This is a genomic window from Paraburkholderia pallida (assembly GCF_004524855.1).
Lineage (GTDB): Bacteria > Pseudomonadota > Gammaproteobacteria > Burkholderiales > Burkholderiaceae > Paraburkholderia > Paraburkholderia oxyphila.
Window position 1 is genome coordinate 666,662 of the sequence record NZ_CP038149.1, and the last position, 24,553, is coordinate 691,214.

20 protein-coding genes are annotated in these 24,553 nt (G+C 63.5%); 13 read left to right on the forward strand and 7 right to left on the reverse strand.

The features are described from left to right. Positions 1-122: 122 nt before the first annotated feature. From E1956_RS18210 to E1956_RS18225, 4 genes are all read left to right on the forward strand, one after another. Entirely contained in the window at positions 123-821 is a 699-nt protein-coding gene (locus tag E1956_RS18210; RefSeq protein ID WP_167760062.1) for a TetR/AcrR family transcriptional regulator, read from the forward strand. Positions 822-1,078: 257 nt separating this feature from the next. Continuing rightward, on the forward strand, positions 1,079-1,537 hold the full coding sequence (locus E1956_RS18215) for a MaoC family dehydratase (RefSeq protein WP_134754565.1): 459 nt from the start codon (positions 1,079-1,081) through the stop codon (positions 1,535-1,537). A 79-nt stretch (positions 1,538-1,616) separates the two neighbouring features. Continuing rightward, entirely contained in the window at positions 1,617-2,753 is a 1,137-nt protein-coding gene (locus E1956_RS18220; RefSeq protein WP_134754567.1) for a thiolase family protein, read from the forward strand. A gap of 81 nt (positions 2,754-2,834) precedes the next feature. Next, positions 2,835-4,715 (forward strand): AMP-binding protein, encoded by a 1,881-nt coding sequence (locus E1956_RS18225; RefSeq protein ID WP_134751626.1) that lies wholly within the window; start codon positions 2,835-2,837, stop codon positions 4,713-4,715. Positions 4,716-4,869: 154 nt separating this feature from the next. Here E1956_RS18225 and E1956_RS18230 read toward each other — a convergent pair whose 3' ends face one another. Then, positions 4,870-5,745 carry an SDR family oxidoreductase gene (locus E1956_RS18230; RefSeq protein ID WP_134751630.1) on the reverse strand — a complete coding sequence of 292 codons (876 nt, stop codon included), beginning with the start codon at positions 5,743-5,745 and terminating at the stop codon, positions 4,870-4,872. A 221-nt stretch (positions 5,746-5,966) separates the two neighbouring features. Here E1956_RS18230 and E1956_RS18235 point away from each other — a divergent pair, with 221 nt between their 5' ends. Genes E1956_RS18235 through E1956_RS18250 form a run of 4 tightly spaced genes read left to right on the forward strand, consistent with a single transcriptional unit; the run spans position 5,967 to position 9,834 of the window. Continuing rightward, positions 5,967-6,899 carry an NmrA family NAD(P)-binding protein gene (locus E1956_RS18235; RefSeq protein ID WP_134751633.1) on the forward strand — a complete coding sequence of 311 codons (933 nt, stop codon included), beginning with the start codon at positions 5,967-5,969 and terminating at the stop codon, positions 6,897-6,899. 5 nt (positions 6,900-6,904) lie between these two features. Continuing rightward, a complete protein-coding gene (locus tag E1956_RS18240; protein WP_134754569.1) occupies positions 6,905-8,047 on the forward strand; it encodes a Re/Si-specific NAD(P)(+) transhydrogenase subunit alpha in 1,143 nt (380 codons plus the stop codon). Between the two features lie 14 nt (positions 8,048-8,061). Beyond that, positions 8,062-8,382 carry a proton-translocating transhydrogenase family protein gene (locus E1956_RS18245; RefSeq protein WP_134751634.1) on the forward strand — a complete coding sequence of 107 codons (321 nt, stop codon included), beginning with the start codon at positions 8,062-8,064 and terminating at the stop codon, positions 8,380-8,382. Continuing rightward, entirely contained in the window at positions 8,383-9,834 is a 1,452-nt protein-coding gene (locus E1956_RS18250) for an NAD(P)(+) transhydrogenase (Re/Si-specific) subunit beta (RefSeq protein ID WP_134751637.1), read from the forward strand. A gap of 102 nt (positions 9,835-9,936) precedes the next feature. On the opposite strand, the gene E1956_RS18255 is transcribed toward E1956_RS18250, so the two are convergent. Together E1956_RS18255 and E1956_RS18260 are read right to left on the reverse strand one after the other, a co-directional pair. After that, on the reverse strand, positions 9,937-11,157 hold the full coding sequence (locus tag E1956_RS18255) for a CaiB/BaiF CoA transferase family protein (RefSeq protein ID WP_134751640.1): 1,221 nt from the start codon (positions 11,155-11,157) through the stop codon (positions 9,937-9,939). Positions 11,158-11,209: 52 nt separating this feature from the next. After that, entirely contained in the window at positions 11,210-13,015 is a 1,806-nt protein-coding gene (locus E1956_RS18260; protein WP_134751644.1) for an acyl-CoA dehydrogenase C-terminal domain-containing protein, read from the reverse strand. Positions 13,016-13,214: 199 nt separating this feature from the next. Between E1956_RS18260 and E1956_RS18265 the strand changes: the two genes are divergently transcribed. From E1956_RS18265 to E1956_RS18275, 3 genes are all read left to right on the forward strand, one after another. Then, positions 13,215-14,387 carry an iron-containing alcohol dehydrogenase gene (locus E1956_RS18265; protein ID WP_134751647.1) on the forward strand — a complete coding sequence of 391 codons (1,173 nt, stop codon included), beginning with the start codon at positions 13,215-13,217 and terminating at the stop codon, positions 14,385-14,387. Between the two features lie 83 nt (positions 14,388-14,470). Further along, entirely contained in the window at positions 14,471-15,379 is a 909-nt protein-coding gene (locus E1956_RS18270; RefSeq protein ID WP_134751650.1) for an NmrA family NAD(P)-binding protein, read from the forward strand. A 90-nt stretch (positions 15,380-15,469) separates the two neighbouring features. Beyond that, positions 15,470-17,590 (forward strand): 3-hydroxyacyl-CoA dehydrogenase NAD-binding domain-containing protein, encoded by a 2,121-nt coding sequence (locus E1956_RS18275; protein ID WP_134751652.1) that lies wholly within the window; start codon positions 15,470-15,472, stop codon positions 17,588-17,590. A 121-nt stretch (positions 17,591-17,711) separates the two neighbouring features. On the opposite strand, the gene E1956_RS18280 is transcribed toward E1956_RS18275, so the two are convergent. The 4 genes from E1956_RS18280 to E1956_RS18295 form a co-directional block, all read right to left on the reverse strand. Further along, entirely contained in the window at positions 17,712-18,476 is a 765-nt protein-coding gene (locus E1956_RS18280; protein WP_134751655.1) for an SDR family NAD(P)-dependent oxidoreductase, read from the reverse strand. Positions 18,477-18,580: 104 nt separating this feature from the next. Further along, positions 18,581-19,300: a hypothetical protein gene (locus E1956_RS18285; protein WP_134751658.1), complete on the reverse strand. Its 720-nt coding sequence runs from the start codon at positions 19,298-19,300 to the stop codon at positions 18,581-18,583. 36 nt (positions 19,301-19,336) lie between these two features. Then, positions 19,337-19,741 carry a nuclear transport factor 2 family protein gene (locus E1956_RS18290; protein WP_134751661.1) on the reverse strand — a complete coding sequence of 135 codons (405 nt, stop codon included), beginning with the start codon at positions 19,739-19,741 and terminating at the stop codon, positions 19,337-19,339. An 84-nt stretch (positions 19,742-19,825) separates the two neighbouring features. Continuing rightward, on the reverse strand, positions 19,826-20,626 hold the full coding sequence (locus tag E1956_RS18295) for an SDR family NAD(P)-dependent oxidoreductase (protein ID WP_134751663.1): 801 nt from the start codon (positions 20,624-20,626) through the stop codon (positions 19,826-19,828). 572 nt (positions 20,627-21,198) lie between these two features. On the opposite strand from E1956_RS18295, the gene katG reads away from it, so the two are divergent. Together katG and E1956_RS18305 are read left to right on the forward strand one after the other, a co-directional pair. Further along, positions 21,199-23,463, forward strand: a complete 2,265-nt coding sequence (gene katG, locus E1956_RS18300) for a catalase/peroxidase HPI (RefSeq protein ID WP_134751665.1) — start codon at positions 21,199-21,201, stop codon at positions 23,461-23,463. A 130-nt stretch (positions 23,464-23,593) separates the two neighbouring features. Next, complete coding sequence (locus tag E1956_RS18305) at positions 23,594-24,394, forward strand: SDR family NAD(P)-dependent oxidoreductase (RefSeq protein ID WP_134751667.1); 801 nt, start codon at positions 23,594-23,596, stop codon at positions 24,392-24,394. Positions 24,395-24,553 lie beyond the last annotated feature (159 nt).

Below are 24,553 nucleotides of genomic sequence, written 5' to 3' on the forward strand. Positions count from 1 at the left end.
GAACGGTAGCGCTTTTTCTCAGGGCTCACAGGAGTAAAATGTGGCTGGTCCATCGTGTGGCTGCTCAGGCCACTCACGGATCACCGCCGGAATTCGGCGGCTTACTACTAAACGGTGACAACATGTCTTCAGTACCTCTTGACCTGACGCCTACCAAAAAGAACGCGTGGCATCACGGCAACCTTCGCGAGGAAATGGTCCAGCGCGGCCTCGAGCTACTCGAGCTGCGCGGGGCGGCCGAGCTTTCGTTGCGGGAGGTTGCACGTCTGGCGGGAGTTTCGCAGACGGCTCCGACGCATCACTTCGGTGACAAGGAGGGACTCCTTGCTGCGATTGCATCAGAGGGGTTCCGCCAGTTGATGGCCGATCGTCTGGCTGCGCTCAAGGACGGCATGACCAAGGAAGAGCGCTTGCGCGTGGTGATGCGTTCCTATGTCGGATTTGCGCTGCGACGCCCTGAACTGTTTCACTTGATGTTCGGCCCTCGCATTGCCGACAAGACCCGGCACGCGGAGTTGATGGAGGCCAGTGCGGCGTCGTTTCAGTTCCTCAGCAACTCGATTGCCGAGTTTCAGGCGGACCAGACCGGTGACGAACGGCCGCCACGCTACTCCGCGATTGCGATCTGGTCGGGAATGCATGGACTGGCGACGCTGTTGTCGGACCGCAAGAGCGGGCTGTGCCAGGTGCCCGACGATCGGATCGACGATGTCTGCCTGTCCGTGTCCGGGGTCCTGCTAGGCGGTCTGCTCTCGCCTCATGTCATCGCATCGGCCCCAGCGCGCAAGACGGCCGCCCGTGTGAAGAAAGGCGCCGCCTGATTAGTCTGCCCGAGCGGCACCGGCGCGAACCGCCGCCTGCGTGCCGCCTCGCGGCACGTTGACCTCCTCCTGCTTGCTGGCACTCGCGATGCATCGCGCTGCGGCGTCGATCGCGCGTGGCGCCACATATTCCCGTTCCTCACGGTACGCGTAAGGATCCCCGCATTTAACTCACGTGAAAAGTCGCAGCCGCCCTGTTGACGAACAAACTTGACAGTGTAACAATCGGCTCAAGATAACCCCCAGCGGTGAGTGCGATGACGCGGCGATATCTGGAAGATCTGGCGACTGGCGAAATGTGGGTCAGTCGGGAAGTCACGATCGGCGAACAGGACATCATCGAGTTCGGTCGAGGCTTCGATCCTCAACCCTTTCACATCGATGCCGACGCGGCGAAGGCCAGTCCGTTCGGAGGACTAATTGCAAGCGGGTGGCATCTTGCGTCTCTCGCGATGCGTTTGTGCGTCGAGGCGCGGTTTTACGGCGAGACACCGGTGATCGGTATCGGTGTCGACGAGATGCGCTGGCATCTGCCGGTGCGTCCCGGCGACAAGGTCCACGTCGAACGCGAGCTGGTCGAAATTCTCGAGGTGCCGGACAAGCCGCGCCGCGGCATGGTGAAGGCACGTGTAGACCTCAAGAATCAGAACGGAGAGCGCGTCATGCACATGTACGCGCTGAGCAGTGTGCCCAAGCGCAAGCCGGCAGACGGCTAGCCTTCACGTTGAATCCACTTGGCGCTTCGAATGCTTCGAAATGCGCTTTTCGCATTGATATGAATTCAGGAGATAAATGATGACCGATATTGTCGTTGCTGGCTTTGCCCGCTCACCGTTTCACTTTGCCCGCAAGGGCGCGCTGATCGACGTGCGGCCCGACGATCTCGCGGCGGCAGTCGTGTCCGCGTTGCTCGAACGCACAGGGTTGAGGCCTCAGCAGATCGAGGACCTCGTGGTGGGATGTTCGTATCCCGAGGCGGAGCAGGGGCACAATATCGCGCGCATCATCGGTTTTCTGGCCGGCTTCGGGGATAGCGTCCCTGGCGCGACGATCAACCGCTTCTGCGGTTCGTCGATGTCGGCGGTCCACTACGCGGCCGGGCAGATTGCGCTGGGTCTCGGCGATGCATTCATTTGCGGCGGAGTCGAATCGATGACGCGGGTTCCGCAGGGCGGCTTCAACAAGTCTCCGAATCCGGCTCTGCTGGAGACCATTCCGGCGGCTTATCTGCCGATGGGGATCACGGCGGAGAACGTTGCGCGTCAGTTCGGCGTGAGCCGGGCGGCGCAGGACGAGCTTGCCGTGATCTCGCACCAAAAGGCGGCGGCGGCGCGCGAGGACGGCCGGCTGGCTGCGGAGATCGTCCCGATCAAAACGCCCCAGGGCATCGTCTCCCAGGACGGGTGCATCCGTCCCGGAGCGAGTGCGGACGCGCTTGCAGGGCTCAAGCCGGCCTTTGCCGAGGATGGCAGCGTTACCGCGGGCACGTCGTCGCCGCTGACCGATGGCGCATCGGCGGTGCTGATCTGCAGCGCGGAGTTCGCGGCTCGCAACGGGCTGCAGCCGCTCGCAAAGATTCGCAGTGCGGCTGTGGCGTCGTGCGATCCGGCCTTGATGGGGATCGGCCCCATTCCAGCCACCCGCAAGGCGCTCGCGCGTGCCGGCATTTCGGTGGACGATCTCGACATCGTTGAAATCAACGAGGCATTCGCGAGCCAGGCAATCGCCTGCGCGCGCGACCTGAAACTGGATCCTTCGCGCACGAACGTCGACGGTGGCGCTCTCGCGATCGGTCATCCGCTCGGTGCGACGGGGGCTCGTCTCGTCGGCAAGGCGGCGTCGGTGCTCAAGCGCACCGGCGGACAGTTCGCGCTCGCGACGCAATGCATCGGCGGTGGCCAAGGTATCGCCACGATCCTCGAAGCCGTTTAGGCGTGCTCGTGCCGGCCGCGCTCGCCGCGCCGGCGCGATAGCAAGACGAAGAAGTGTCATGGAGACAGATCAGGAAAGGCTATGTCCACAACGTCCCTCAATCATGCCGACTACCCGTTTCGCGAGACGGGCTTCCGCGCGCCGTCCGTCGTCGTCGAAGCGCAGAAACCGGAGGTCCTGTTGCTGCGCTCGGGGCATCCGCTTCCCGAGCAACCCGGGTGCACGGTCGACTGGCTCGGGCACTGGGCCGCAAGGCGGCCTAACGCGCCGATGCTGGTCGAGCGTGACGAGCAAGGCGAATGGAAGACTTTGACGTGCCTGCAAGTGTGGGATGCTGTCCGCGCGGTCGCAAGCAAGTTGTTGTCGTCGGGCGCGTCGCGCGAACGGCCGGTCGCCATCTTGTCGGAAAACTCGACCGAGCAGGCCCTGCTGACCTGGGGCGCACTCTACGCCGGCGTCCCGGTCGCGCTGGTTTCGCCTGCTTATTCCTTGATGAGCGGCGATTACGCGCGCCTTGGCGCGGCCGTCGACGTCGTCCGCCCGCATCTCGCGTTCGTGCAGGACGCGAAGCGCTTCGCGGGCGCACTTGCGGCACTGCGCGTGCCGTCTGAGCGCACGCTGGCGGTCCGCCATCCCGCGCCCCAGATGCTGCGTTTTGCAGAATGGCTCGAAGCCACGCCGAACCCCGAGCTTGAGCCGCATCATGCGAGTCTCACCAGCGATATGCCCGCGAAGTACATGTTTACCTCGGGCTCGACCGGCGTTCCGAAGGCCGTGGTGATCACGCGGGGCATGATGGCGGCGGCGCAGGAGATGGCCGCCCAGGTATTTGAGCGAGATCCCGAGACGCAACCCGCGTATCTGGAGTGGCTGCCCTGGCATCACGTGATGGGCGGCAACATTGTGCAGAATCGCGTGCTGCGTTTCGGTGCGACGCTCTACATTGATGAAGGGCGGCCCCTGCCGGGTCGATTCGATTCGACGCTCAAGAATCTGCGCGATGTCGCTCCCTCGCTCTATTTCAACGTGCCGGCGGGCCTCTCGATGCTGATCGACGCGCTTGAACGTGATGAGGCATTCGCGCAGCACTTCTTTTCGCGGCTCTCATATGCCTACACCGGCGGGGCGGTGCTCTCACGCGAACTCTATGACCGGTTCCAGGCCGTCTCGATCAGGACGACCGGGCACCGCACGGTATTGACGTCCGCATTCGGGGCGACCGAGACCGCCGGCCCCGCCGTCACCCAGTATTGGGCGTTCGACGACGTCGGCTGCATCGGCTTGCCGCTGCCCGGCGTCGAGCTCAAGCTGGTCGAAGACAGCGCGTTGCCGGGACGATACGAAATGCGCATTCGTGGCGCCAACATCGTGCGCGAGTATCTGAACGCGCCGACGCAAAGCGCTCAGGCATTCGACGAAGACGGCTTCTACCTGCTCGGCGATGCCGTGCGCTTCGTCGATCCGCAACGTCCCGAACTCGGCTTGCGCTTCGCAGGCCGCTTCGCCGAGGACTTCAAGCTGGCGAACGGCACATGGGTACGCACGGCAGCGCTGCGCACGCGGCTGCTCGACGTATGCCATCCGCTATTGAAGGAAGCGGTGATCGCCTGTGACGGCGAAAACACCCTCGGAGCGCTTGCGTGGCCCGACCTCGGCGCGTGCCGCGAATTCCTGGGCGCACCAGTTGAAGCGCCGCTCGAGCAGTTGCGCGGCGATCCGTTGCTGATCGCGGAGCTTGCGCGCCGCCTCGAGCAGGTCAACGCGGGGCAGTCTGGCGCGTCGATGCGCATCGAGCGCGTCGGACTGCTAACTGAACCTCCGTCAATGCAGGCGTACGAAGTGACGGACAAAGGCAACCTCAACCAGCGCGCGGTGATCGAGAGGCGCGCGAGTGACGTGAGTGCGCTGTTTCGCGCGCCGTATCCGGGGCACGTCGTCGTGTCGAGGAAACTGGCGAGCTAGTTGGCGACCCGGTTGGCAATCTGATAGCGCCATTCATTGATGGCAAACGGCGCGCCGAGACTCCAGTCTCCGGCGCGCCGTTTTTTTTGAGGAGGGAAGGGTAGAGCGCTGCCGCGCCTGCGAAGGCATGCGCGGCGCGGCTTTTGAAGGCAGGTCAGACCGTGCGGGCTGCCCGGTCGCGGTCGTTCAACTCGCGGATCGAGTCCCGAGCATTGGCCCAGTCTTCGTCGGTCCAGTCCTTGAAGTGATAGAAGTTGCCGCCCGTGGCGAGGCTGTTCGCACCGTCGATCGTCAGCGTCTGGCCTGTCAGCCATTCGCATCCGTCGGCCATGAGGAACGTGGCCAGGTTCTGCAGTTCGTGCATCTCGCCCGGCCGGCCCATCGGGCTGCTGCCGTCGGTGCGGCCGGCGTCGGATCGGCCCGGATAGAGCCGCTTGCTCATACCGTCAGTAGGAAACACGCCAGGGGCGATGGCATTCAGGCGGATGCCATAGCGACCCCATTCGACGGCGAGTGACTTCGTCATTACGTTGACCCCCGCCTTGGACATCGACGACGGCACGACGAACGGCCCGCCGTTGAGCACCCACGTGACCAGGATCGAGACGACACTGCCGCGATGACCGCCCTTGATCCAGCGCTTGCCGATGGATTGCGTCACATAGAACGTGCCATGCAGAACGATGTTGGCGATTGCGTCGAACCCGCGCGACGACAGGTCTTCCGTCCGGCTGACGAAGTTGCCCGCGGCATTGTTGACGAGCCCCGTGAGCGGCCCGTCCTGCCAGATCGACTCGATCATCTGGTCGACGGCCTCTGCGTTGCGAATGTCGACGGCGTGATATTTGACGCTGCCGCCGTGCAGGTTCATCAACTCCGCGGCGGTCTCTTGCAGCACCGATTCCCGGCGGCCACAGATGTAGACGTCAGCACCCAGTTGCAGATATTTCGCGGCAATCTCCTTGCCGAGTCCCGAACCGCCACCGGTCACGAGAATGCGTTTGCCCTTCAACAGGTTGTCTTGAAACATGGCTCTCTCCTTGGTCTCTGATATGAACACGCGAGCGGCGCGTACTCAGTTGGGGTTTGCGAACTGTTTGCGTTTAGCGCCTCGCCGAACGGTCAGGCGCGTGAACGATTCGTGTACCCACATCGTCAAACTTGACACTGTTATGTTACTTGTGGATACTGGGTCGCGCAACAGGAATTCCAAAGCGTCAATAGCCGCAGGAAAGAGCAAAGGAGATGAACATGGCAGGAAAACCCCCAATTCTCGTTACAGGCGCCGCGGGACGGATGGGCGCCGTGGGTCGCACGCTGACCCAGTATTTGATTGAGCAAGGCCAGCAGGTCCGTGCTCTGGTGCGCACGGAGGACGAACGCGCGGATGCGCTGCGGCACATGGGTGCCGAGGTGCTGGTCGGGAACCTGCTCGATCTGGATTCGATGCACCGGGCGATCGAAGGCTGCGAATCGGTCTACTTCAGCATGTCGGTGTCCGACGCCTATCTGGCGGCGACGGTCAACGCGGCCGCGGTGGCGAAGCATCACGGCGTGAAGGCCTTTGTGAACATGTCGCAGATGAGCGTCGCGCAGATGAGCGTGTTCGAGACCACGCCGAGCCCGCAGCACAAGCTCCATTGGCTTGCGGAGCAGGTGTTGAACTGGTCGGGGTTGCCGGTCGTGCACGTGCGGCCCACGGTATTCGTCGAGAAATTCTTCTTGCGATTTGCCGCGCCCTCGGTGAAGGCGGACAACGAGATCCGGCTTCCGTTTGGCGAAGGCAGGACCTCCCCGGTGGCAGCCGACGACGTCGCGCGTTCGGTCGCGGCGATACTCGCCGAACCCGCTGCGCACATCGGCGCCACTTACCATCTGACGGGTCCGGAAGTCGGTGACATGCATTTTTTCGCGGCCGAATATTCGGCCGCTCTAGGCAGGTCGATCCGTTACCGCGACATTCCGATCGGTCCCTGGCGCGAGTCGCTGGTCGAGCGCGGCATGGCCCCGCACTTGATCGCGCACCTCAGCGCGATGGCCGATCTGCATCGCGCGGGCCGCTATGACCGGATGACCGACGACGTCTTCAAGCTGACGGGCCGACAAGCGGCGAGTGTTCGCGATTTCGTGCGGCAGCACGCGGACGCCTTTACCTCCCACCCCGTGAAGGAAGGTCAACCTTGAGTACCCTGCACATTGGCGTGCCCGCCGAGACGCGCCCGCACGAAAGCCGCGTGGCCGCGACGCCGGAGACGATCAAGAAGTATGTGTCCCAGGGGCACCGGGTCACCATCCAGAGCGGCGCCGGCGCCGGCGCGAGCTTTCCCGACGAGGCATTCACGGCCGCCGGCGCAGCAGTCGTCGACGCCGCCACGGCGTTCGGCGCCGATCTCGTCCTCAAGGTGCAGTCGCCCACCGAGGCCGAATTGCCGCTGATGAAGCGCGGCTCGGTGCTGGTCGGCATGCTCGATCCGTTCAATGCACAGAACGCGGCCCGACTGGCGGCATCGGGCGTGACCGCGTTCGCGCTCGAAGCGGCGCCGCGCACGACGCGCGCGCAGAGTCTGGACGTGCTCTCTTCGCAGGCCAATATCGCCGGCTACAAAGCGGTGCTGGTGGCCTCTGGCATCTATCCGCGCTTCATGCCGATGCTCATGACGGCCGCTGGCACCGTGAAGGCTGCGCGCGTGTTGATCCTGGGCGCGGGCGTGGCAGGTCTGCAGGCGATTGCGACGGCCAAGCGCATGGGCGCCGTGATCGAAGCTTCGGACGTGCGTCCTGCGGTGAAGGAGCAGATCGAGTCGCTCGGTGCGAAGTTCATCGACGTGCCCTACGAAACCGATGAGGAGCGCGAAGCGGCGCAAGGCGTGGGCGGCTACGCGCGACCCATGCCGCCCTCGTGGCTCGCGCGCCAGTCGGCGCTGGTGCATGAGCGCGCGAAACAGGCTGACGTGGTGATCTCCACCGCGTTGATCCCCGGCCGCGCCGCACCGACGCTGATCTCGGCGGAAACCGTGCAGGCGATGAAGCCGGGTTCGGTGCTGGTCGACCTCGCCGCGGGACGCGGCGCGGAGTATGACGGCCGGCGCGGCGGCAACTGCCCGCTCACCGAAGCGGACCAGATCGTGGTCAAACACGGCGTGACGATTGTCGGCCATACGAATCTGGCCGCGATGGTGCCAGCCGACGCCTCGTCGCTTTACGCGCGCAACCTGCTCGACTTCCTGAAGCTGATCGTGACGAAGGAAGGCGCGCTCAACATCGATCTCGCGGACGACATTGTCGCGGCCACGCTGCTGGCACGCGACGGCGCCGTTACGCGCAAGACCTGAGAGGAGACCCGGCAATGGAACTGATCAACCATACCGTCATCAACCTGATCATCTTCGTGCTGGCCGTCTATGTGGGCTATCACGTGGTGTGGAATGTCACGCCCGCGCTGCATACGCCGCTCATGGCCGTGACCAATGCGATCTCGGCCATCGTGATCGTGGGCGCGATGCTGGCCACGGGGCTCACCGTGGGCGGGCAGGGCAAGTTCTTCGGCACGTTCGCCGTGCTGCTGGCGGCCGTGAACGTGTTCGGCGGCTTCCTCGTCACGCGGCGCATGCTGGAGATGTTCCGCAAGAAGGAACCGAAGAAGGCCGCCGCGAAGGAGGGCGCATAAATGAGCATGAACGTCGTTACGCTGCTTTATCTGATTGCATCGGTCTGCTTCATTCAGGCGCTCAAGGGGCTCTCGAACCCGCGCAGCGCGCGTGCCGGCAACCTGTTCGGCATGGTGGGCATGGCGATTGCGATCCTCACTACGCTGGCTCTGATCGTTAAGGAAGCCTCACAGTTTGGCTCGAATCTCGGGCTTGGTCTCGCGCTGCTGTTCGGGGCGCTGGTGGTCGGTGGCGGGCTGGGTGCGTTTGTCGCCGCGCGTGTCGAGATGACCAAGATGCCCGAGCTCGTCGCGGCCATGCACTCGCTGATCGGTCTCGCGGCGGTGTGCATCGCGTACGCGGTGGTGTCGGAGCCGTCGGCTTTTGGGCTCGTCGATCCGAACAATCCGCTGCCGGGCTTCCTGCCTTACGGCAACCGCATCGAGTTGTTCATCGGCACGTTCGTCGGCGCGATTACCTTTAGCGGCTCGGTGATCGCTTTCGGCAAGCTCTCGGGCAAGTACAAGTTCCGCCTCTTCCAGGGCGCGCCGGTGGTATATGCGGGCCAGCATCTGATCAACCTGATGCTCGCGCTCGCCATGATCGGCTTTGGCATTCTGTTCTTCCTCACGCAGTCGTGGCTGCCGTTCATCATCATGACGGCAATCGCGTTCGCGCTGGGCGTGCTCATCATCATTCCGATCGGCGGGGCGGACATGCCCGTCGTGGTGTCGATGCTGAACTCGTACTCGGGCTGGGCGGCGGCGGGTATTGGTTTCTCGCTGAACAATGCGATGCTGATCATCGCCGGGTCGCTGGTGGGCTCGTCGGGCGCGATTCTCTCGTACATCATGTGCAAGGCCATGAACCGCTCGTTCTTCAACGTGATTCTCGGCGGCTTTGGTTCGGAAGCGGGCGCGGCGGCTTCGGGCGGTGCGCAGGAGCAGCGTCCGGTGAAGTCGGGCTCGGCCGACGACGCCGCGTTCATGCTGGGTAATGCGGAGAGTGTCGTGATCGTGCCGGGCTATGGCCTCGCGGTGGCGCGTGCGCAGCATGCGTTGAAGGAACTGACCGACAAGCTCGTCGAGAAGGGCGTCGACGTGAAGTACGCGATTCACCCAGTCGCAGGCCGGATGCCGGGGCACATGAACGTGCTGCTCGCGGAAGCCGAAGTGCCGTACGAGATCGTCCATGAGATGGAGGACATCAACGGCGAGTTCGGTCAGGTCGACGTCGTGCTGGTGCTGGGCGCGAACGACGTGGTGAACCCGGCGGCGAAGAACGATCCGAAGTCGCCGATCGCGGGCATGCCGATCATCGAGGCGTACAAGGCGCGTACGGTGATCGTCAACAAGCGGTCGATGGCGTCCGGTTACGCGGGGTTGGACAACGATCTCTTCTACATGGACAAGACGATGATGGTGTTCGGCGATGCCAAGAAGGTCATCGAAGAGATGGTGAAGGCCGCCTAGCCGAAGCAAGGGTCGGGGCAGTTGTCACGCCCCGACTATCTGAGGAATGCCGCTTGTGCCCGAGCCCTGCTTCCGATATCGGTAGCAGGGCTCGCGTCTATTTCAGGCACGCCCGGCGATACGGGCCGCGCCGAGGGCAACCAGGTGCTCGATCTCGTCATCCGTGTACCCCGCCTCGCGCAGCACCGAGGCGCTGTGCTCGCCGAGGCGCGGCGCGGGGTCCACCGTGCCGGTGGGCGTTGCAGACCAGCTCGTTGGCGTGCCGAGCGTGCGCACACGGCCTTCCGTCGGATGGTCCTCTTCGCCGATAAACCCGGTGGCAAGCAGATGAGGGTCGTCCAGCAGTTCGTCGATCGAGCGTACCGTCTGATGGGGAATATCGGCTTCGTCGAGCAATGCCTGCCACTCGGCCGTGGTGCGCGTCAGCATGGTTTCCGCCACCCACGCGTAGACTTCACGAATGTTCCGCGAGCGGTTCTGCTGCGTAGAGAAGCGCGGATCGGTCTCGAACTGCTCGGCGTGGCCGATCCCCTTGAAGAACCCGCGCCAGTGCTTGTCGTTGTAAATGAGCACGCACAGATAGCCGTCCGCGGTCTTGTAGGGACGCCGGTGGGGCGAGAGCAGGCGGTCGTAGCCGGCAGGCCCTTGCGGCGGTTCGAACGTGCGTGCGCCCATGTGATCGGCGAGGATGAAATGCGCGACGCTCTCGAACATCGAGACTTCGACATGCTGCCCGCCTCCGGTGCGCTCCCGCGCGAACAGCGCCGCATTGACCGCATAGACCACGTGCAGGCCGGTGAGCCGGTCGGCCAGCGTGATCGGCGTGTAGCAGGGCTCAGGCGCGCCGTATTGCTGCATTAGCCACGGAATGCCCACGGCCCCCTGGATGAGGTCGTCATAGGCGGGTAGATCTGCATAAGGGCCCCGGCTGCTATAGCCGTTGGCGGTCACATAGATGAGGCGGTGGTTGATCCCGGCGAGCGTCTCGTAGTCGAGCCCCAGCCGTTTCATGGCGGCCGCGCGCACGTTCGAAATCAGCACGTCGGCGTCCGCTGCAAGGCGCAACAGCGCTTCACGTCCTTCCGGCCGCTTCAGGTCGAGCACGACGCTTTTCTTGCCGCGGTTGTTGTGAAGAAATACGTGCCCCATGCCGGCATGCTTCATCACGCCCGCGTTGCGGGCGTTGTCGCCTTCGGGCGCTTCGATCTTGATCACTTCGGCGCCGAGCCCGGCCAGCGTCAGCGTGGCGAGCGGCCCCAATACGACCGACGTCAGGTCGAGTATCCGAACCCCCGACAGCGGGCCCTTGTTCGATGTATTCATGCGATATCTCCAACACGTTCCAGTTAGTTTCGCGGCGGGCGGACAGCCACGCTCAAAGCTCAGTTTCCGGGATCGCCAGCAACGAACGGGAACCGACCGTGATGGCGCTATGGCAAACCCAGGTTTCCGGCAGCAGCCGCTCGAAGTAGAAGCGCGCTGTCTTCACCTTGCCGGACAGGAAATCTGTGCGCTCGGGCGAGCGCGCGAGGGCCGAGTCGGCAGCCGCGGCGATCCGCAGCCATACCGCGCCGAGCGCGACGAATCCGAACATCCGCAAGTAGTCGCTTGCGCAGGCGGCCGCTTCCACCGCGTCGTCCTCCCCATGGCGGCGCAGGATCGCCGTGCACTCGCGCAGCAATTGCAGGGCGTTGTCGAGTGCCGTCGACATGTCATCGAGACGGGGATTCGAGCGTTGCTCCGCAATCAGGGCCGCGATGGTGTCGAAGTAGCGTTCGGCAATCGCGCCATCGCCAAGCGCGAGCTTGCGGTGGACGAGATCGAGCGCCTGAATGGCGTTGGTCCCCTCGTAGAGCGGCACGATGCGCGCATCGCGGTAGAACTGCTCGATGCCGTTTTCGTGGATGTAGCCGTGGCCGCCGAAAATGCTGATCGCCGTATCGGTCACCCGCAGGGCGCAATCGCTGATGAATGCCTTGAGAACGGGCGTCAGGAGCGCGAGGGTGCCGTCGGCCGCGTCGCTGACCTCGCGATCCGGATGCCGCGCCTTCACGTCGAGCGCAATCGCCGCATCGATATAGAGTCCGCGCATCCCTTCGACGAGCGCCTTCATCGTCAGCAGATTCTTGCGGACGTCGGGATGGACGATGATCGGCTCCGGGCCACCGTCCGGCGCTTTCGTCGCCGCGTCGGGGCCGCGTCCCTGGCGGCGTTCCCTGGCGTAGGCAAGGGCGTTCTGCCAGGCGATCTCGGCAGCGCCGACGCTTTGCACCGCTACACCCACGCGCGACGAGTTCATCATGGTGAACATCGCGCGCATCCCGCCATTCGGGGCGCCGATCAGCCAGCCCCGCGCGCCGTCGAAGTTCAAAACGGCCGTGGCTTGCGCGCGGATACCCATCTTGTGCTCGATGGAGCCGCAGTTCACGGCATTAGGGACGGTGCTGGCGACGATGCCATCCTCGACGACCGGCACGTGCTTCGGCACGACGAACAGGCTGAGGCCGCGCGTGCCAGCCGGCGCGCCCGGCAGCCTTGCCAGCACGAGGTGGACGATGTTTTCGGTCAGGTCGTGGTCACCGCCCGAGATGAAGATTTTCGTCCCTGTAATACGGTACGTGCCGTCTTCATCGGGTTCCGCGCGCGTGCGAATCGACGACAGATCGGAGCCGCTTTGCGGCTCGGTCAGGCACATCGTCCCGGCCCAGCTCCCATCCGCGAGCTTCGGCAGATAAATGCGCTTGAGCGCGTCGTCGGCGTGCGCGGCTATCGAGCGATAAGCGCCGAGCGTCAGGCCGCAGTACATCCCGAACGACATCGAGCCCGAGGCGATGAATTCCCGCACGATTAGCGCGAGCGACGCGGGCAGCCCCTGGCCGCCATACTCGGGCTCGGCCGCAAGCGCCGGCCACCCGCCTTTTCGGTAGGCGTCGTAGGCTGCCTTGTAGCCCGCAGGCGTCGTGACGTTGCCGTTCTCCCATTTGCACCCTGCCAGGTCACCGGGCAAATTGATCGGCACGAGCCAATCCTCGGCGAATTCGGCCGCCCCTTCGAGGATGGCCGCAACGATATCGGGTGTGACTTCTTCGAATCCCGGTAAGGTCGTTATCTGCGCGTCATAGTCGAAGACTTCGTTAAGCAGGAACAGAACATCGTGAATCGGCCCTTGGTAGGTTGGCATGTCGATCAGTCTCGCGAAAGGGAGTGAATGCACGCCGGGCCAAAGGAGTGATCAGCCTGGTCGGGCAACACTGCGGTGAATGACGTGAGCGGCTGGAACTTGACACTGTCATCTTAGTCGAGGATACTCGGACCATGCAAGCTGCGCGCGGAGGAGTACACGTAGCTGCGACATGAGACAACCCACTGGAGACAGGGCGATGCACGAGTCTGGTACGCATGTTTTTCCGAGCATGGAGCGTGTGATATACGGCAAGCCGGCCGCGAAGGCGCTGATGAGTGAAGTCGAGAGGCTCGGCAGCCAGCGTGTGTTCGTCATGGCGAGCCGTTCGTTGAACCGCGGCACCGATGAGATCCGGAAGATCGAAACGGCACTTGGGCCTCGTTTTGCCGGGCTGGTCGACGGGCTCGCGCAGCACACTTCCCGGCAGGATGTCGTGGCTTCAACGCGCGCCGCGCTCGATGCGAAAGCCGACCTGATCGTCGCAATCGGGGGAGGCTCGGTTGTCGACGCCGCGAAGATCACCACCGTTTGCATCGAGCACCGGATCACCGACGCCACCGGACTCGACGACTTCGCGGTCAAGCTCAACGAGGCGGGCGTTCCGCAGCCCCCGACCTTCCGGGGCCCGGCGGTGCGCATGATCGCGATTCCCAGCACGCTTTCTGGCGGCGAGTACAACGCCGGGTGTCTCGTGACCGATACCGGGCGCGACCTGAAGCAGACGTTCTATCACCCGGAGATGATGCCGGTCTCGATTATTCTCGATCCGGCGATCCTGAGACACGCGCCGGAAAATCTCTACCTCGGCTCGGGGACGCGCGCGATGGATCACGCCATCGAGGCACTTTGTTCGCCGCGCGGCAATCCGCTCGTCGATGCCGTCGTGTTGCAGGGCCTGGAAATGATGGCGCACTGGCTGCCTCGCAGCCGGGCGAACCGTGAGGATGCCGAAGCGGCAGGAAAATGCCAGATCGCGTCGTGGTTGTGCTCGTACGGCCTGCAGTCGCGTGTACCGATGGGTGCGAGCCACGCAATCGGACACGTGCTCGGCGGTACCTGCCATGTCCCGCACTATCTGTGCACGCCGGTCATGATGCCGGCTGTTCTGCGCTATAACGAGCCGGTGACGCAGGATGCGCAACGCGCGCTCGCGAGGGCGCTGGGCGCGCCGGGCGGGTCTGCTGCCGATGCGTTCAAAGCGCTTTGCGAGCGTCTGGGTCTGCCGACATGCCTTCGGGATGTCGATGTCGGCCGGGACCAGTTCGAACTGGTCGCGCGAAACACCATGACCGAGTTTTTCATCTACAGCAATCCGCGCAAGGTGCAGACGCCGCGTGAAGTGCTCGACATCCTGGAACTGGCAGTGTGATGAACTAGCGGGCCATTGGCGCCGCGGCGAGCGCCGCCCGAACATGGGCGCGGCGCGTGAATGAGGAATGAACGGAGATCAAGATGCAGAAGCAGCCTATTTTGGTAACGGGCGCGGCAGGGCGCGTAGGAGCGATCGGCAGGACGCTGACACAGCTGTTGCTATCGAACGGTCACGCGGTGCGCGCGATGGTCCGCCGTGAAGACGAGCGAGCTCAAGCGCTGCGCGAGATGGGCGCCGAGGTCGTGGTCGGCGATCTGTGCGATCTGGAGGCCATGCATCGCGCCATCGCAGGCTGCGGCGCCGTTTATTTCGGCATGTCGGTTTCCGACAGCTATCTCCAGGCTACCGTGAATGCGGCGGCGGTCGCGAAGCATTACGGCGTCAGCGTGTTCGTCAACATGTCGCAGATGACCGTCGCGCAGATGAACATCCACGAGACAACGGCCAGCCCGCAGCACAAGCTGCACTGGCTAGCCGAGCAGGCGCTCGACTGGTCGGGCTTGCCCGTCGTTCACGTGCGCCCCACTGTGTTCCTCGAGGGCTTTTTCCTGCAACTCGCGGCGCATGACGTGCGCGCAAGCAACGCGTTGCGGCTTCCGTTCGGCGACGGAAAGACCTCGCCTGTTTCGGCCGACGATGTTGCGCACGTCCTTGCGCGGGTGCTCGACAACCCCGCGCCGCACATCGGCCGGATTCTCCATCTGACCGGCCCCGTGTCCGAGGACATGTTTTACTACGCCGGCGAATATTCGAAGGCGCTCGGCCGGACGATCACCTATGTCGACGTGCCGCTCGAAGCGTGGCGCGCGGGGTTGATCGAGAAGCGCTTGCCCATGCACCTCGTCGACCACCTTTGCGCCATGGCCGACCTGCATCGTGCGAATCGCTACGATCGCCAGTCGGACGACATTCCGGAGCTGACTGGCCGCTCGGCCACAAGCGTGTTCGAGTTCGTGCAGCGTCATCCGAAGGCGTTTGCCCCTCGCTGAGCCTGCGTTCCGTCAGCCCGCGGGAAGGCGGGCATTGTCCGGGTCGACGACTAAACTTGACATTGTAATAATTAGATTGCGAAATCCACCATGAATATCGAAAGCCAGACCGGCGCCGTGACGTGTGAGCGGCGCGGCAAGATCCTTGTTGTCACGATTGATAATGCCCCCGTCAATGCGCTCAATTCGGCGGTGCGGCGTGGATTGACGGAGGCAATCGAAAAAGCCGAAAGCGACGATCAAGTTGAAGCGGTGATGTTGATTGGCGCGGGACGCAACTTCATCGGTGGCGCGGATATTCGCGAGTTCGGCAAACCGTCGCTTCCCCCCACCTTGCCCGAGGTCTGCAACCGGATCGAGGCGTGCAGCAAGCCCGTGGTTGCAGCCATTCACGGTGCGGCGCTGGGCGGCGGGCTCGAGGTCGCGCTGGCGGCGCACTATCGTCTCGCGGTCGCAGGTGCGAAGCTTGGTCTGCCCGAAGTCGAATTGGGGCTGCTGCCGGGAGCGGGCGGCACGCAGCGAACGCCTCGGCTGATCGGCGTGCGTGCCGCGCTCGACCTGATGACGACCGGCTGTCGCGTCGACGCGAAGCAAGCCAGGGAACTGGGTCTCGTCGACCGCGTGCCGGCAAGCGAGGACACGCTGGCAGAAGGACTGGCGTACACGCAGGAACTGCTGGCTCTCAAGGCTCGGCCCCGGCGCACATGCGACGCGGCGGGGCTTGCCGACAAGGCAGCCGCCGCGGCCGAGCTCGAGGCCGCTCACAACTCGATCTTGGGGAATACGAGGGGACTGGTTTCCCCGCTCAAGATTGTGGAAGCGGTGCGCGCCGCACTCGAGCATTCGTTCGAGGAGGGGCTTCGAATTGAACGAAAGCTCTTTCTCGAGTGCATGGAGAGCTCGCAGCGCGCCGGGTTGGTCCACGCGTTCATGGCCGAGCGAGACGTGTGGAAGCTCCCGGAAACACGGCAGGCTGCGCCGCGCAGGATCGACCAGGTGGGGATCGTCGGCGGCGGCACGATGGGCGCGGGCATCGCCGTGGCCGTGCTCGACGCGGGTCTGCCAGTCGTCATGATTGAACGCGACGAAGCATCGCTTGCGCGCGGGCGCGCAAACATTGAAAAGGTCTACGATCGTCTCGTCGAGCGTGGCCGTATGAGTGCGGACGCGAAGGCGACTGTGATGGCCCGCTGGAGCGGCAGCACGCGTTATGAGTCGCTTGCGGAAGTCGATCTGGTGATCGAGGCCGTGTTCGAGGATATCGCAATCAAACAGGAAGTCTTCGCGCAGTTTGACCGCGTTTTGAAGCCGGGTGCCACGCTGGCGACGAACACGTCGTATCTCGACATCGATGCGCTTGCGGCGACGACCTCCCGGCCGCAGGATGTGATCGGCCTGCACTTCTTTTCGCCGGCCAACATCATGAAGCTGCTCGAGATCGTGGTGCCATCGAAGGCGAGCGCCGAAGTCGTGGCGACCGCTTTCGAACTCGCAAAAAAGCTGCGCAAGGTGCCGGTGCGCGCGGGCGTGTGTGATGGCTTCATCGGCAACCGCATTCTCGCGGTCTATCGCGCCGCTGCGGATGCCATGATGGAAGATGGCGCGTCGCCCTGGCAGATCGACAAGGCCCTGCGCGATTTCGGCTTCGCGATGGGGCCCTTCCAGGTCACGGACCTCGCGGGGGGCGATATCGGCTGGGCCACGCGCAAGCGCAGGGCGGTGACCCGGGATCCGGAAGACCGCTATGTGCAGATCGGCGACCGCCTTTGTGAGCGAGGCTGGTTCGGCCAGAAAACGGGCCGCGGGTACTACGTGTACGCCTCCGGCTCGCGCGAAGGCACGCCGGACCCCGAAGTCGAGGCAATCATCGACGAGGAACGCCGTCGAGCAGGCGTGACGCCGCGCGACTTTTCCGACGACGAGATCATCCGCCGATACATGGCGGCCATGATCAATGAGGGGGCCAACGTCGTGCATGAGGGGATCGCGTTGCGTCCACTCGATGTCGATGTCGCGTTCGTCCATGGTTATGGGTTTCCGCGCTTTCGCGGCGGACCGATGAAGTACGCGGATACCGTTGGACTGGGCTCGGTGCTCGACGATATCCGGCGCTTCGCGAACGAGGATCCACGGTTCTGGCGTCCGTCGCCGCTGCTGGTCGAACTCGTGGAACGCGGCGCGGATTTTGCCAGCCTCAACCAGCACGCCTGATGGCCTTTCCGGAATCGCTGCATGACAGTCGTGGGAATCGCGGTATTGCTCGCCAGGCGTGCCGCAAACTTTGTCAGCTCGAATCCGGAAGCACCGGTCTTCAGTGTCGCCGATTACGGCCTCAAGCAGTCGCCCCACCATCGACACTGATGCTTTGGCCATTGATAAAGTGCCCAGCACCGGAGACCAGCAAGAGTGCGAGGCCCGAGACGTCTTCTGGCTCGGCAATGCGCCCCATGGGAATTGTCGAGACAGTCAGTTTCTCTCGCTCCGGATTCTCCCAAAGCGTGCGCGAAAAGTCGGTGCGTACCGCCCCCGGATTGATTGAATTGACGTTGATGTTCGACGGCCCGAGCTCGACCGCAAGGTTGCGCACAAGCTGGTCGATTGCCGCCTTCGACATTCCGTACAATCCGAGCACTCCAGTGCCGCGTTTCGCTGCACGACTCGACATGAACAGAATCGAGCCATACCTTCGCTCGATCATCTGCGGTGCAAGTGCGAGGACCAGAGCCAGGCTGCCGCGAACTCCATTGGCCATCGTCTCGTCGAAATGATCGGCTGTTTGGTCGAGCAATGAACCAACAGGAGGCTTGCCCGCCGCATTGAGCACAAGGGCATCGACCCGGCCGAATGCGGCGAGCGCGTCAGCCGCGAAGCGCTGCACGCTCCCGGGGTCCGTAATGTCACAGGCCAGTGCGGTGACCTCGAATCCGTCTTCTTCACGGAGCCGGGCGGCAGTGGCTTCAGCTGATTCATGGCTGCGCCCGGAAATAACGAGCCTCGCTCCTGCGGCGCCTAACGCGCGCGCAATGGCCAAACCTATACCCTTCGTCGACGCCGTAACGACGGCGACCTTCGCGGTAAGATCAAATAGTTCGCTCACGATGTTCGCTTCCTGTGTTCTGAATTTCCAGGGGAGACCGCCGCGCCCGTTGCGGAGCACCGCCATGGAGGCGGCGACAGCGAGCAGGCGCGCTCCAGGGTTTTCTACTCAGTGTGGAAATCGATGCTGCGAAAATCGATGGACACCAGCAAGGGTTCATCGATCTTTTGGCGTGCGTCGTCGTAAGCATAGATGTGGCGCGACATCGGGACCACGATACCGCGGACGGTGTGGTAGTTCGATGCGTAATTTGCCCCTTGCGCGCCACCCATCACGTCGACCGTATAGTCGTGGCGGCGCAGCAGCCCGTCTTCGCCGAAATAGGACATCTGCTCGCGGCCGTGACTGGCGATCGAATCGGGGAAGGTCACCTTCAGGCGGCGCCAGACTTCGCCGTTCTCATGCCATTCGGACAGCTCTTCGGTCTGGAAGCCGGGCTGGGTGTAGAGAAACGGTATGGTCAGGTAGGTCCAGAGTGCATAGCCCGTAAAGTACAGGCCATGCAGGCGGTCCCACGGGCTCAGGTGGGTGTGGCCCTGATACGACTCTCGCGGTGCATGCCGTTCCTCGATGTGGCCATCCGGTGAGTCGATGCGTACGACGTCCGGCGTGAAGGTGCCGCGCCACGCGGCGCCCTTCGAGGTGATCCCGACGTGCTGGCGCTGCAGGCTTGCAGCCAGTTCGATGCCCTGGAACATGTCGGGCAGGCCCTTGAGGGGCCAGACGGCTCCACCGATATCGAGCTCGGCGGAGACGCTGCGGAACTTCGCCCAGTTGTCAATTCCGCCGTGCGCCTGCACGGCCTGTTCGAGTAACGTGCTCATCGCGTAGTCCTTTCATGGAGCGTTATGTTGCCAGCGTTACTGCTCGTCCGGGAACGTGCTGCCGAACATCGGATAGCCGCCGGCGGATTCGCTGCGCGTTGCTTCGTTCTGCAGCACGTCCCAGTGCTCGACGAGCTTGCCGTTCTCGATGCGCAAGATATCCATGGCGATCAGTGCGGTCGGTGTTGCCGAATTGGTGTATCGACTGTGCACCCAGACAAAGTCTCCATTGGCGGCCACCATGTCATATTCGAAGCGGACGTCGGGCAGCGTGCGGACCAGGCCGAAGAGTCCTTCACGCCCCGCCGGAACATGCTGGCTGTGCTGGATGTAGGTGTCGGACCAGAATCCGGCGGCCTTTTCGTAGTCCTTCTTGTTGAACAGCGTTTCCAGGGCCTCGAGAACGAGTGCGGTGTTCTTCTCTTCAAGGGTTGCAGTCATGATATGGATTCCTATGATTTAAAAAACGGGTGTAACCGGCCGGGCGATGATAGACCCGCCCGGCGCGGGTCTGAAGCCGGCCGCTTACTGTGCCGTCGTATAGCGCGGGGCAGGCGTGTCGGTCGAAAGATGCGGGGCCATCGTCTGGCGCGCGGATTCGTAAGCGTCCCACTCTTCGCCGGCATGCAGCGACGGGATCGTCACGAGTTCGCGCCGGTCGAAGCCCGTCAGGGCTGCCTCGACCATGTCGGAGGCCGACATGACGATGCCCGCGGGCAGGTGCTCGATCGGCAGTCCGCCGGTTTGCCAGAAGTCGGTGGCGGTCGCCCCGGGCAGCACGGCCTGGACCTGTACGCCCTTGTCGGCAAGTTCGTGGTGCAGCGACTGGCTGAAGGCGAGCACGAAGGCCTTGCTGCCGCCATAGACGCCATTGAGCGTCTCCGGCGAGATCGCGACGATGGAAGAGATATTGATGACGGCCCCCTTGCCGCGCGCGACGAAGCCCGGGACGGCGGCATAGGTCAGGCGGGTAAGTGCGGTGACATTCAGTTCGATCAGCCGCGTCATCGACTCGACATCGCTGTCGAGCAGCGGCGTATGCGTACCCACGCCCGCATTGTTGACCAGCAGGGTGATGCTCGCATCTTCCCTGAGCTTCGTCTCGACACCGGCCAGCGCCGCGCGGTCGTTCAGATCCGCGTCGATGATCTCGACATTCTGGCGCGTCTCGTTCGTGATGCGGTTGGCGAGGTCGATCAGCCGGTCGCGGTTGCGCGCGACCAGAATCAGATCGTATCCCCGGCGGGCCAGCTGCTCGGCGTAGATCGCGCCGATGCCTGAGGAAGCGCCGGTAATGAGGGCGGTACCCTTGTGTGCCTGAACCATGATCTCACTCCGTTGTGAAGGTTGAAGGTGATTGCGTGTGTGCATTGTGGCTTCGTTTGGCTATGACGTGAATGACATATATGTACATGATTCAGGTCATGGCTTGGCGGAGAACGGACGTGCACCGGAGCGCGACACGGATCGTTGCGCAGAAGCGGATTCGACCATCGTCCCGATACGCTATACAGACTAGCTTGCGGCGTTTAGGTTGAAAATTATACGAGTGGGTAAAAATGCACGGCGTGCGCGGAAAGGAGGGTATTGGGCCGAGTGCTGATCTCTGGTCGGCACCGGCCAGCGGGCCGGAAAGGCGACAACCGCGCAGGGCCACCTCGCGGTTGATGGCAGCACGGTCCGCAATGCCTGACGCGTGACCGCATGAGGGGCGCGCATGACTTATACCATCGTATGAGGCGAACGCCACCAGTCGGTAAGGTTGCGATGCTTGCGCGCAATAGTCGGTAGTGGAGTACCACGCTATGCTGACTTTAAGTTCGATGCGTATCCACGGGAAAGAACGTTTGGGTGGTCGATGGTGAAGGGTAGAAGCAATCACAGCAAGGAGCATAAATATGTCAACCGGCAAGACTTGCCCTGTCACCCACGCCGCGGGCGGCGGCACGACGAACCGCGACTGGTGGCCGAAGCAACTGCGGGTCGATTTGCTGGGCCAGCACTCCAGCAAGTCCAATCCACTCGATAAAGACTTCAACTATGCCGAGGCCTTCGGGCGCCTCGATTTCGCTGGCTTGAAGAAAGATCTCGCGGCACTGATGACCGACTCTCAGGACTGGTGGCCCGCCGACTTCGGCCACTACGGGCCGCTCTTTGTCCGCATGGCGTGGCACAGCGTCGGAACCTACCGCATCGCGGATGGTCGCGGCGGCGGGGGGCGCGGGCAGCAGCGCTTCGCACCACTGAACAGTTGGCCAGACAACGTGAGCCTCGACAAGGCCCGTCGCTTGCTCTGGCCCATCAAGCAGAAGTACGGACAGAACATTTCCTGGGCCGACCTTCTGATCCTCGCAGGCAACGTTGCGCTTGAAACCATGGGCTTCACGACGTTCGGTTTCGCGGGCGGTCGGGAGGACACGTGGGAACCGGATCAGGATGTCTACTGGGGCAACGAGAAAAGCTGGCTGGGCGGCGATGCGCGCTACGGCAAGGCCTCCGCCGGTGGCGAAGACGAAGGTGTGATCGTTGCCGACGAAGAATTGCACGGCACTGAGCACAGCCGCACGGACCGCGGGCGCACTCTCGAGAGCCCGCTTGGTGCCGTGCAAATGGGTCTGATTTATGTGAACCCCGAAGGGCCGGACGGGCACCCCGATCCGGTTGCGGCGGCGCACGATATCCGCGAAACCTTCGCTCGCATGGCGATGAATGACGAGGAAACCGTTGCGCTCATTGCGGGCGGCCATACTTTCGGCAAGACGCACGGCGCGGGCCCCGCCGACAACGTGGGTCCCGAGCCCGAAGCCACCGCGCTGGAAAACATGGGCCTCGGCTGGAAGAGCCGCTTCGGCACTGGCATGGGGCCGGACACGATTACGAGCGGCCTGGAGGTGACCTGGACCAGCACGCCCACGCAGTGGGGCATGGGCTTCTTCCATAGCCTGTTCAGCCACGAATGGGAGCTCACGAAGAGTCCGTCGGGTGCGAATCAGTGGGTCGCGAAGGATGGCGGCGAGACGATACCGCATGCCCACGATCCGTCGAGAAAGCTGCGTCCGACTATGCTGACCACGGACCTCTCGCTGCGCTTCGATCCGGTCTATGAAAAGATTTCGCTGGACTTCATGGAGCACCCCGAGCGGTTTGCGGATGCTTTTGCGCGCGCCTGGTTCAAGCTGACCCACCGCGACATGGGCCCGCGCGCGCGCTACCTGGGCCCGGAAGTGCCGAAAGAAGCGCTGATCTGGCAAGACCCGATTCCCGCCATCGATCACCCGCTCGTGAACGAGCAGGACGTGATTGTCCTCAAGCAGAAAATCGCGGCTTCGCGGTTGTCAGTTTCCGAGCTGGTGTCGACGGCTTGGGCGGCAGCCTCTACGTTTCGCGGGTCCGACAAGCGCGGGGGGGCCAATGGCGCACGCATCCGCCTCGCGCCGCAGAAGGACTGGGCTGTCAATCAGCCTGAGCAGCTCGCGAGGGTGCTCCAGGTGCTCGAAGGCATTCAGGCGGATTTCAACGGCGCGCAGCCGGGTGGCAAGAAGGTGTCGCTGGCCGACCTCATCGTGCTGGCGGGCGGCGTGGGAATCGAGCAGGCGGCGCGCAAGGCTGGCCAGGAGGTGAACGTGCCGTTCACGCCGGGCCGCATGGACGCGTCGCAGGAGCAGACCGACGTGGTCTCGGTGGCCGTGCTCGAACCGCTCGCTGATGGATTTCGCAACTACCAGCAACGTGCGTTTTCCGCACCGGCCGAAGCACTGCTGATCGACAAGGCGCAGTTGCTCACGCTCACCGCGCCGGAGATGACGGTGTTGACAGGCGGACTCCGCGTGCTGGGTGTCCACGCTGGCGAGGACGCTCACGGCGTCTTGACTGATCGTCCAGGCGCGCTGACGAACGACTTCTTCCGCAATCTGCTCGACATGAGCACTGCATGGAAGCCGATCTCGGCGGAGCACGGCGTGTTTGAGGGGCGCGACCGCAAGACGGGACATTTGAAGTGGACAGGCACGCGCGTCGATCTCATCTTTGGTTCGCATTCGGTGCTTCGCGCGCTGTCCGAGGTCTATGCGAGCGGCGACGGGCAAGCGAAGTTCGTTCGCGACTTCGTCGCGGCGTGGGTCAAGGTGATGAACCTCGACCGCTTCGACCTCGTCCCACGCTGAGTCGCTGCGTGGGCGATTTTCTTCGAGTTGAAGTCTGGGGGCGGCTTGGGCCGCCCCTGCGCATCGGGCACGCGTGCTCGGCGAGACGGGTGCATGCAGGCATCGACACCCTGTCTGACGGAGTGACATCATGGTCAAGTTTTACCAGGGTACGGCCGTCATTACCGGTGCGTCGACCGGCGTTGGCGAGATCTATGCGAACCGCCTCGCACGCCGGGGCTACGATCTGATTCTGGTCGCGCGCAACCGCGACCGGCTGATCGACCTTGCCGATCGCGTGGCAAGCGAAACGAGTCGGAACGTCGAAATCGTCGATGTCGATCTCAACGATCGCGCGGCGCTTGCCGGGATCGAAGAGATTCTCGAACAGCACGAGAGCGTCACCTTGCTGGTCAATAACGCCGGTGTGGGTACGCACAAGCCGTTGCTCGACAGCGACATCGAAGCGATGACGCGCGTGATAGAACTGAGCGTCACAGCGCTCACCCGACTCAGCTACGCAGCCGTCGCGGGCTTCGTGGCGCGAGGCGAGGGTGCCATCATCAATATCCCGCCGCTCGTCGCCGTCTCGCCGGAAACGCTCAACGGCGTGTACGCCGCCAGCAAGGCCTTTGTCCTGGCTTTCACCCTGTCACTGCACCACGAACTCGCCGCGAAGGGCGTCCAGATGCAGGCCGTACTGCCGGGCGCAACAGCCACTGAATTCTGGCAGATTGACAGCTTCCCTCTCGAACATCGGCCCGCGGGTTTTGCCATGCTGCCGAGCGACATGGTCGACGCGGCCTTGACGGGCTTCGACCGTCACGAACTCGTTACGATCCCGTCATTGCACGCCGTAGAGGCGTGGGACGCGTACGAATCCGTGCGCAAAATAATGGCCCCCCATTTGTCGGCAGATCGTGCAGCGCCGCACTATTTGACGACACGGTGATGAACGGGCGGCGCTACGGCAATCCCACTATCCACGGGCGATGTTCGCCGGTGCCGCCGATTGTTCGGCTCACGTGACTACTCTATTCGATAAAGACAGTGGTGATCGACATTGACGCCGGGGGTGCTCATCGTCATACTTGATTGCGTTCGACATCGT